The following is a 10,317-nucleotide window of genomic DNA, read 5'->3' as shown; positions in this document are numbered from 1 at the left end:
TAATGAACTTTTTCCCACTGTTAAAAAAGTTGCTGGATATCTAGGATATGCTGCTGGAAAAATTTGGATGATGTGACATTGATATTTGTTATAAATCAATTACCAAATACGTCAAATTAATCTCGTTTATTTATTATGAATTAATCAACTATTTTAGGTAATGAGAATATACAAGGTAATAAGAATGTACAAGGTAATGAGAATATACAAGGTAACAATAATAATGTTGATAAATCTGATGTGAAAGTTGACGTGACAGTTAATTTAGTCAAGAATAAATCTCCTATTGAAAAAACTTTAGATGGTTGTCAAGAGGAAGATGAAGAATATGAAATTAGCTATATTATTTCTGGGACGGCTAAAAGAAAAGATAAAACTACTTTGAAAGCAATTGAAAAGCATTTAAGACAAACTTTAAATGCAGCTTCATTGACAATTTATGATATTGATGAAGGAAGTATTAAACTTTTCTTGAATGGTACTCAAGAAGATTTGGAAAAGTTAGAAAATTCTTTTAAGTCAGGAGAACTGAAAGATATTTTTGATATTCCAATAGAGGATGTGAGTTTTGTTGAAGATAATCAGCAGAAGTTAGCATTTACTATTGCTGGAAATGTTTCTTATACTGATATTGCTAAGTTAAAATCAGCTCTTACTGGTGTCGATCAAAAAGAAATTTTAGTTCAGAAAATTAGAAGTAGTAGAAAAGAGTTTAAAATTCTAAATCTTGCAAAAGCTGACCTCAGTGGAGCTGACCTCATTGGAGCTAACCTTAGTGGAGCTGACCTCATTGGAGCTAACCTCATTGGAGCTAACCTCATTGGAGCTAACCTTAGTGGAGCTAACCTTAGTGGAGCTAACCTTAGTGAAGCTAACCTCAGTGAAGCTAACCTCAGTGGAGTTAACCTTGGTGAAGCTAACCTCAGTGAAGCTAACCTCAGTGGAGTTAACCTTAGTAGAGTTAACCTCAGTGGAGCTGACCTCAGTAGAGTTAACTTCAGTAGAGTTAACTTCAGTCAAGCTGACCTTAGTCAAGCTGACCTTAGTCAAGCTAACCTCAGTCAAGCTGACCTTAGTCTAGCTAACCTCAGTGGATATAACCTCAGTGGATATAACCTCAGTGGAGCTAACCTCAGTGAAGCTAACCTCAGTGAAGCTAACCTCAGTGAAGCTAACCTCAGTGGATATAACCTCAGAGGAGCTAACCTCAGAGGAGCTAACCTTAGTGGAGCTAGCCTCTTTAAAGCTGACCTCAGTGGAGCTAACCTCCGTAGAGTTAACCTCAGTGGAGCTAACCTTAGTAGATCCCTCATTAGAGCTGACCTCTTTGAAGCTGACCTCAGTGGAGTTGACCTCCGTAGAGCTAACCTTAGTGGAGCTAACCTTAGTGGAGTTAACCTCTTTGAAGCTGACCTCTTTGAAGCTGACCTCAGTGGAGCTAACCTCATTGGAGTTGACTTTGAAAAGTCTATAGTAACGAATGCTAAATTTAGCAGTAATAGTTTAGGGATGACTAGAGAATTAAAACAAGAACTCATTGAGAAAGGAGCTATTTTTGAAGACTCCCTAGAAGACCCCTTAACTTTGAGTCCGCTAAGAAAATAGAAAAGCTCCATCAATACTCCCGCTAGTCCGTTCAAAAAATAGAAACACTTTTTCAGAATACAGTAGGGTGCGTTAGGCATTTCTGTATAGGTATGATTGGTATGTCAAATCTAAAATTATGCCGTAACGCACCATCATTTTCTCTTTTTTGGTGCGTTACGCTTCTCTAACGCACCCTACTGAACTTCCCGCTAAGAAAATAGAAAAGCTCCATCAATACTCCCACTAGCAAAAATTTGATTATCCCCACTAATAGCAACTAATTTAGTATTAGTGGGATAAACTCAACTTAACCAAGGGCGAGTAATTTCCTCCAATTGATTAAATTCCTCCNCCATCATTTTCTCTTTTTTGGTGCGTTACGCTTCTCTAACGCACCCTACTGAACTTCCCGCTAAGAAAATAGAAAAGCTCCATCAATACTCCCACTAGCAAAAATTTGATTATCCCCACTAATAGCAACTAATTTAGTATTAGTGGGATAAACTCAACTTAACCAAGGGCGAGTAATTTCCTCCAATTGATTAAATTCCTCCTCAGTCATTTCCCAACCTATTGCTCCTGCATTTTGTCGAACTTGTTCAGAATTTTTACAACCAGCAATAGGAATTACACTATCTTGAAAAATCAACCAATTAAGTGCAACTTGTGCCACAGTCTTATCATATTTATCCCCAATTTCTGTTAACAAAGACATGACAGGTGCAATTTTTTCTAAACCACTCTTCTGAAAACGAGAATCAAATCTACGAGCGCCCATAGGTTGTTTTTCGACAGTATATTTGCCAGTTAATAATCCTTGAGCTAAAGGACTATAAGCTAAAATTGTAATTCCTAATTCNATTAAGTGCAACTTGTGCCACAGTCTTATCATATTTATCCCCAATTTCTGTTAACAAAGACATGACAGGTGCAATTTTTTCTAAACCACTCTTCTGAAAACGAGAATCAAATCTACGAGCGCCCATAGGTTGTTTTTCGACAGTATATTTGCCAGTTAATAATCCTTGAGCTAAAGGACTATAAGCTAAAATTGTAATTCCTAATTCCCTAGCTTTTTGCAAAATTCCTTTGCTTTCTATTTGACGAGAAAGCAAAGAATATCTCACTTGATTTGTTGCTAATATTACTCCCCTTTTTTCTAGAATTTCATAAGCTTGACGCATCTCTTCCGCAGAATAATTACTAACACCAACCGCTTCAATTCTGCCCTGCTTAACTTCATCTGCTAAAGCATTTAATAAAGTTTCTTGACTCATAAAAAATGTAAAAGGCCAATGTATTTGATAAAGAGTAACTTTCGGCACTATTAATCGTTTCAAACTAGCAGTTACAGCATCAGCAACCGACTCTGGAAAAAACCGCCAAGGCATCGGACCATATTTAGTAGCAATTTGCACAGGTTGTTCAGTTTTTTGCATAAATTTTCCTAGCAATTCTTCTGATAAACCATTGCCATAAACTTCAGCAGTATCAAAGAAATTTATGCCAGCTTCTAAGGAAGTTTTAAAAGCAGCTTCTACTTCATTTGCACCATAATTACTGCCATAATTCCAAAAAAGTGTATCGCCCCAAGCCCAGGTGCCAATACAAATGGGATTAACATTTATTCCTGTTTTACCTAAAGAAGTTGTTGCCATGTTGAAAAATTTCCTAATTAATGTATAATGATTTGCTTAGTAGTAGACTGACACATCTAAAAATGTAGGTTGGGTTAAACGGAGTGAAACCCAACAAAACCCTAGGGACTAGCAAAAAAATAGACTACCAGCTAATTTATAGAGTAGAGATTGCTTCGGCTAGGTTGACTCTTTCCGATTAAGGTTGAGTCTAATATCACCGCCTCGCAATGACAGAAACAGGCTTTTTTTATGTACTAATAATTGGTACTTTATTAAGTTGCAAATCCCTTAAATGTTGGGTTTCGTTTCTCAACCCAACCTACGGTTATATAAGCTATTGTCAGTCAAATTTCTATCTAAATAGATATTAATTCACTCCTATTAATATAACCATGACAATAGAAGATTTACAAGTCGGAAAACCAGATAATATTGAGAATCAAAAAAATCCGCCCAAACTTAATTTATTTACCATGTTTAGATTAGGTTTCTATCAAATGGGATTAGGAATAATGTCAGTTTTAACTCTCGGAGTTTTAAACCGAGTGATGATTACTGAATTAGTAATACCAGCCACGATTGTAGCAATAACTTTGTCATTATATCAATTTATGGCACCAGCAAGAGTTTGGTTTGGGAGTATGTCTGATGCTAAACCTTTATTTGGTCAACATCGGACTGGTTATATGTGGATAGGAGCAATTTTATTTACGGTGACTGCTTTTTTTGCCGTGCAAGTTATGTGGCAGGTTGGTGATAGTTTAAGAATTAATGGTTGGACTAATCCTACTTATTTTTGGATTGGTATATTAGGTTTAATGTTTATAATTTATGGTTTGGCTTTAAGTGCTAGTGGTACACCTTTTGCTGCTTTATTAGTAGATGTTTCTGATGAGGATAATCGCTCTAAAGTTGTGGGTATAGTATGGTCAATGTTGATGGTAGGAATTATTATTGGCGCGATTACCAGTAGTATTTTGTTGAAGCAAGTTGGTGTGGATGCTCCATTAGAAACTGTTAAAGCTTCTGTTAATAGTTTGTTTATTAAAGTACCAGCAATTGTGTTGGTTTTTGCTTTTGTTGGTACTGTGGGAGTTGAACAAAAATACTCTCGTTATCGCACCCGTTCAACTATTGCTAACCGGGAAGATAAAATTACTCTGGCAACAACTTTAAAGATTTTAACGGCTAATCGACAAACGGGTTTATTTTTTACGTTTGTATTTGTTCTAATTATTAGTTTATTTATGCAAGATGCAGTTTTAGAACCCTACGGTGGGGAAATATTTTCTATGGCAATTTCTGAGACTACTAGATTGAATGCTGTTTCGGGAATGGGAACTTTAATTGGATTAGGTACAACAGGATTTTTAGTAGTACCAAGACTGGGTAAGAAAAATTCTTTAAAAGTTGGATGTATAGCAACAACTATTAGTTTTATCTTGATAGTTATGTCTGGGTTTACTGGTAAAGTTTCTTTATTTAAAAGTGCTTTATTTTTGTATGGTTTGGCTGCTGGTTTAACTACTACTGCTTCTCTCAGTTTAATGTTAGATTTAACCGTAGCAGAAACAGCGGGAACTTTTATCGGTGCTTGGGGATTAGCACAAGCAATGGCAAGAGGTTTATCTACAGTTATTGGTGGTGCTGCTTTGGATTTTGGTCGGTTTTTATTTGATGTACCAATGTTTGCTTATGGCTTGGTTTTTATAGCAGCAGGAATAGGAATGATACTGTCAATTTTCTTGTTAAATAGAGTTAATGTCCGAGAATTTCAAGATAATGCAAGTGTGGCGATCGCTACTATTTTAGAAGGAGAATTAGATTAATGAATAATGGATAATTGATAATTCAGGACTAAAGCCATGCGAACCGAGAAACCGGGTTTTTTCGTCAATATTTATTGTTAAAAACAACGATTTATCCTAAAAACCCGGTTTCTTTGCGTAAGTCCTGATTAAACTATTAGACATCTGGCGATCGTCAATAATAAAATCAATTATTTCCCCCTACTCCCTCTTTTTGGGAGATGTTTATTGTGCAACAGTTTTTAGACTTTTGAGCGAGTCGGTTGCTATAATATACGGGGGCAAGATGCTCCTACTTCTGACTTTTAACTTCCCTGACGGGAAGTCCCGCGCTCTCCCGCACCTTTAGCGTCGTATGGGAAACCCAGGGCTAAGATTCGGATACCTTCATAAGCTGTTCATATGCCTTTGACAAGCTAGGTACATTTTGTTATTATCCAGATCAACACAGGGGGAGGACATCACCTCTGTATAAACAGCGGTCAGGGTTTCCCAGACTGAAGAATCCCGCTTTGTCCCGTAAGGGCAACGTCGGGAGTATGTCAATAAATACTGTAGGGGTTTGGTCTCCAAACCTTTGCCCAAATTAAAGTCTTTACCAATAGTGATTAAAACTATTACGTTATAGTTTTGAGATTTTTAGATAAAGTGTTTAATATAAAATCCGGTTGAACAGTTGTCCGCAGCGACGAAGCGGAAGCAATCTCTGCGCATCTCTGAGATTGCTATCCGTTCCGGAATGCTCCGCAAACCTTCCACTCCGTTCCAGTCGCTGCGGACGCAAGCTATAGTAATTATCCGGANCTGAGATTGCTATCCGTTCCGGAATGCTCCGCAAACCTTCCACTCCGTTCCAGTCGCTGCGGACGCAAGCTATAGTAATTATCCGGATTGTATATAATATCAAGTCCGGTAGCATTGGAGCGTATATAAAATTAAGATGACAATGGAAAAAACCTTCTTCCTTCTGCTTTCCTAAAATCTTCGTAGGGGTTTAGTCTCCAAACCCATTCAACCGGATATGATATAACTAGCGATCGCTTCCTTTCTCTTTGCTTGATTATTCATTCAACTATTGTACAATAGTTGATTTTTATTTCAAGTGTCGCGCAACGGTTTTTATAAGTGCTTAAGCAAAATTAATTGTGCATTAACTTCTCACTCTGTCAGACTTAGAGACGAAATTATTAATTTTGCACGACTACTTCTCTTAGATACTGTTATAGTAGCATAGTTATTTTGGCTGTCATTAAACTATTGCGCAATAGTTTTGAGATTTTCGATTTCAGTCGCAATGACTCGGATTCGGATATAGTAATCATCAATTATCAATTATCGGCTTTGGTGAATCTAGCTATGGGCGTTGCATAAATGCGGGATGATTTTAATTTACTATATCCTAGTGCTTCAGCAAGATTTTCTAATTTCATTAATACCGATGTTTTGTCATAGGATGAGTCTACAGAAAAGTTTTCAACAATCTCAAAACCAAATTTAGCCCAGAAAGAAAAAGCATTTTGGACTGCAACGAGAGACATAGAATGATAATTAAGTTTTACAGCAACAGATAATAGATGGTTAAATAGTTTGGTGGCAATACCCTGTCCAGAATGAGTTTGTTTAACAGCCATATCATGAATGAACAAATTTGAACTTTGAATTACTTCATCAATCTTGCTATTTAAGCTGGGAGGAGAGTTTGCCGGATATGGGTGTGATAAACAAAAAGCCACAACTATAGAATCAACTTCAAATACAAAGCAAGTTTCAGGAGAAAGGATATTTTTCGCGCGTAGGACATCAATAGACTCTGCATTCGTCCTACGGACACCAGTAGACTCTGTAATGGAAGGATAAGCTTGCTTTTCAATTTCAGCAATATAACCCCAGTCAGATTCAATTATTTGTCTAATCATCTTTTTTTGTCTAATCATATTTTTGTTTAGCGTTAATAAAATAGGATTGCTATATTCTCAGAAATTAACTGTATAGAACTCTTAAAACTCCTAACAACTATTGTCAAATCAACCAAATCAAACAACCAATAAAAAATTATCAATTATCAATTATCAATTATCAATTATTTACAGCCAATTTCCTACCAAAATAAAAGTTGACCAAAAATAAGGATGCTCAAATTCTGGATTAACTATTCCTGTTTGAGCATCTTTTATAATTTGTTGTTGCGCTCGACGCAAAGCTTCTGCTTTAGTAATTTCTTGATTTATTAACTCTTGATATAAATTTTTCATCAATACAGCAGTCGCTTCATCACTCACATACCACAGACTAGCAATGGTACTTCTTGCACCCGCTCTCACGGCAATTCCAGCTAACCCTAATGTTGCTCGGTTATCTCCAGCAGCAGTACGACAAGCACTTAATACTAATAATTCTATTGGTCTGGTTTGTTGAGTACCCGATCTAATCATATTTCGTAATTCCTCAACATTAATTTTCTCATCCCAAGTCAAAATAAAAGTATCCTCAATATTGGAACTAAATTCGCCGTGGGTTGCTATATGAATTACTTGATAAGTAGTATTAACAACTTCAGTATTAGCTTCCTCTTCTGTAAACGACTCATTCAGTAAAATTTCGCTGGAAGTTTGATTTTGAATATCCTCTAATTCTTTTCTCACATTCGGTAGTGGTGGAAAACCTTGACGACCTTCAGTTATTCCCATGCTCAGTATTTCCAGTTTCTTCCGTGCTAATGGTTGAGGATCTATTAACTCCAGACTCGGAGCGATCGCCACATTATACTTCTGAGCTAAATATTTCTCACCATCATAAAGACTAGCTAAAGGAACATTACGCAAACTTCCTTCTAATACAAATACTAAAGTTTTTATCTTATTAGCTTGTAATTGTTTTTCAATAGGATTAATTAACCAATTATAGATTTTTTGAGCAGGTTCCCAATAGTTTTCGAAAAAGATTCTTTTTTGAGGTTTTGTCAGAGCATCCTGCAGACTTTTAACAGTTGAATCTACTTCTTTTTTTGATATATTTGTTGTGTAATAAACTAGAGGTTTTTCTGGTATAGCTAAGATGACCGCCAGCCGATATTCCAAAACAATTGTATAGAAAATAGCTGCATTTTTATCTACCAAATCTATTTCTACTGGTTGAGCATCTAAACAAGCATTCCGAAAGAAATTATCCAGTTCAGCTAACTGTAAAGCTTCAATTATTTTTCGTGCTTGTCTCAAATTTTCTTGACTAATAGTATCTGTTTGACCAGACTCAGATGGTTGTAAAAGTAACTCTACTAATTCACGATAAATTGGTTCTACACTATCTCTAAAATCAAACTTTAATTCTGAACTTACGGCAACTATATCACTACGTAGAGTACGGATAGTTTCTACTGCTTGAGAATAAGCTAATATAGCCTCTTCTTTATTTTCCTGAGCCACTAAAATCCGACCTAATTGCCATTTCCACTGATAAACAATATCAGCAGCATTAATAGATTGAGCTAAATTTAAAGCTTTTTCTGTTAAGTCTTTTGCCTCATTCCATTGTTGATTATGCTCATATAATTTTCCCAAATTACCTAAAGCATAAGATTCGGCTCTTGTGTCTGCTAAATTTCTTGCTTGTTGAACTGCTTTTACCAAATAATCGGCAATTTTTTCGGTTGAATATAATGGTTGATTCTTACCATTTGCCAATGCGGCTTTTCGTAATTCTAGTAAACTTTGAGCTAGATTAATTCTGGCATAAATAGCAGCTTGAGAAATTGGTAATTGCTTCAGTAAATTATCAATATTTTCAACTGATTCTGTAGCAGCAAAATATTGTTTTTGTTCTACAAAAAGGTNTTACCAAATAATCGGCAATTTTTTCGGTTGAATATAATGGTTGATTCTTACCATTTGCCAATGCGGCTTTTCGTAATTCTAGTAAACTTTGAGCTAGATTAATTCTGGCATAAATAGCAGCTTGAGAAATTGGTAATTGCTTCAGTAAATTATCAATATTTTCAACTGATTCTGTAGCAGCAAAATATTGTTTTTGTTCTACAAAAAGGTTGAACTGATTCAGCATTGCTTGAATTTTAATTTCTGTTATAGGTGATTCGTCTATTGCTTCTTGATAGAATAAATTAGCAGCTTCAGGATTTTCTAAAAGTATAGCTGTATTGCCTAAACTAATTAAAATTATAGCTATTTCTTCTGGTGCTTGTAAATTTTCTGCTATTTCCAAACTAGACTCTAAAACTTTTTGAGATTCTTGTACTTGACCTATTCCTCGCAGTACATCACCCAAACTTTGTAATGCTTTTGCTTTAATAATAGTATCTGGCTGGTCTTGCAAATTTTCTCTAGCTATTTCTAATTGTTTCAATGCCTGAGAATATAAACCCAATGCTTGTAAAGCCTGAGATTGATTAATATTACTACGAGTTAATCCTAGATAGTTTTCAATTTCTTGATAAATTTTACTGGCTTCTTTCCAAGTATTTAAAGCTGCTTCTGCTTGACCAATAGATAATAGTAATTGACCTTTTACTTCTAAAACACTAGCCGTAAGTTGTGCTGTTGTTTGATTATCTGATATTTGTTGAATTAGATTTAAACAATTATTAAGTATATCTTCTGAGTTTTGCCATTTTCCTAGTTTGAGATAAACTAAACCTAAATTTCTGAGCGCTCTTATCTGAGCATAATCATCACCTTGAGCTGCATAATTCTTAATAGCTGCTTCTAACAAAGGTATACTTCCAGACAAATCTCCTTTTTGAAAAAGTTGTTGTGCTTGTGCTTCTAATCTACTAGCCGATATGGTCGAGGCTTGAGTTAGTATATCCCAATTTATTTGGCTAGTTTTTACTTGATTATTGTTCAGGGAAATAGCCTGAACTTCTTTTGTTTTAATTCTCAAAATTAAGGTATAAGGCAGAAGCAAAAATACAGAAGCAAGAAGGCATATTTTAACCAAGAATAAATTCAGCATAAAACCTCATTAATGTAATTTTTATTAAAACCCTGCTTTTAGGGGTGAGATATTATTAATAGTATTATTTTGTATCAAGTATGAAAAAGAATGCCACGGATTTTTATCCCTATCTCTCCTAAAAAAGCTATCGCTTATAAGGAACTCCTAAAACCCTTTTCTGATAGAGAGATGGGGGGGTGGAGAGATGGGGAAGTGGGGAGAGAAAAGCCTAAGCATTAAATACGTTGACTCTCCCGAAATATCCAGTTATACCATGTCCGGTTGAACACTTATAATTAAGATAGTAAGGGAGTAGGGGAGTAGGGGAGTAGGGG

7 protein-coding genes are annotated in these 10,317 nt (G+C 35.6%); 2 read left to right on the top strand and 5 right to left on the bottom strand.

Annotated elements, in window-relative coordinates; translation table 11 throughout:
- Positions 1 to 240: 240 nt before the first annotated feature.
- Positions 241 to 1,605 carry a pentapeptide repeat-containing protein gene (locus tag AFK68_RS25135; RefSeq protein WP_168186648.1) on the top strand — a complete coding sequence of 455 codons (1,365 nt, stop codon included), beginning with the start codon at positions 241 to 243 and terminating at the stop codon, positions 1,603 to 1,605.
- A gap of 487 nt (positions 1,606 to 2,092) precedes the next feature.
- Here the strand turns inward: AFK68_RS25135 and AFK68_RS46415 are convergent, their stop codons facing one another.
- The gene (locus tag AFK68_RS46415) at positions 2,093 to 2,431 is read right to left on the bottom strand and encodes an aldo/keto reductase (protein WP_371357554.1); all 339 of its coding nucleotides are present in this window, start codon (positions 2,429 to 2,431) and stop codon (positions 2,093 to 2,095) included.
- Positions 2,432 to 2,447: 16 nt separating this feature from the next.
- Positions 2,448 to 3,245 (bottom strand): aldo/keto reductase (locus tag AFK68_RS25125; protein WP_246844452.1); only part of this gene is annotated, 798 nt, incomplete at its 3' end.
- A gap of 374 nt (positions 3,246 to 3,619) precedes the next feature.
- Here AFK68_RS25125 and AFK68_RS25120 point away from each other — a divergent pair.
- Entirely contained in the window at positions 3,620 to 5,056 is a 1,437-nt protein-coding gene (locus AFK68_RS25120) for a BCD family MFS transporter (protein WP_094676034.1), read from the top strand.
- Between the two features lie 1,307 nt (positions 5,057 to 6,363).
- On the opposite strand, the gene AFK68_RS25115 is transcribed toward AFK68_RS25120, so the two are convergent.
- The 3 genes from AFK68_RS25115 to AFK68_RS46405 all read right to left on the bottom strand — a co-directional run.
- On the bottom strand, positions 6,364 to 6,969 hold the full coding sequence (locus tag AFK68_RS25115; RefSeq protein WP_094676032.1) for a GNAT family N-acetyltransferase: 606 nt from the start codon (positions 6,967 to 6,969) through the stop codon (positions 6,364 to 6,366).
- Between the two features lie 150 nt (positions 6,970 to 7,119).
- Positions 7,120 to 8,457: a CHAT domain-containing protein gene (locus AFK68_RS46410; RefSeq protein ID WP_371357553.1), complete on the bottom strand. Its 1,338-nt coding sequence runs from the start codon at positions 8,455 to 8,457 to the stop codon at positions 7,120 to 7,122.
- Positions 8,458 to 8,865: 408 nt separating this feature from the next.
- The coding region (locus AFK68_RS46405) for a tetratricopeptide repeat protein (RefSeq protein WP_371357552.1) at positions 8,866 to 10,000 on the bottom strand (1,135 nt) is incomplete at its 3' end.
- Between the last annotated feature and the right edge of the window lie 317 nt (positions 10,001 to 10,317).

It is taken from the genome of Hydrocoleum sp. CS-953, assembly GCF_002260545.1.
Classification (GTDB): domain Bacteria; phylum Cyanobacteriota; class Cyanobacteriia; order Cyanobacteriales; family Microcoleaceae; genus Trichodesmium.
The sequence above is the reverse complement of the archived record's forward strand: the minus strand, read 5'-3'. Positions and strand labels throughout refer to the sequence as shown.

Coding starts and splice junctions, on each gene's coding strand:
- AFK68_RS25120 (WP_094676034.1), top strand. CDS start 3,620: ATGACAATAGAAGATTTACAAGTCGGAAAACCAGATAATATTGAGAAT.
- AFK68_RS25115 (WP_094676032.1), bottom strand. CDS start 6,969: ATGATTAGACAAAAAAAGATGATTAGACAAATAATTGAATCTGACTGG.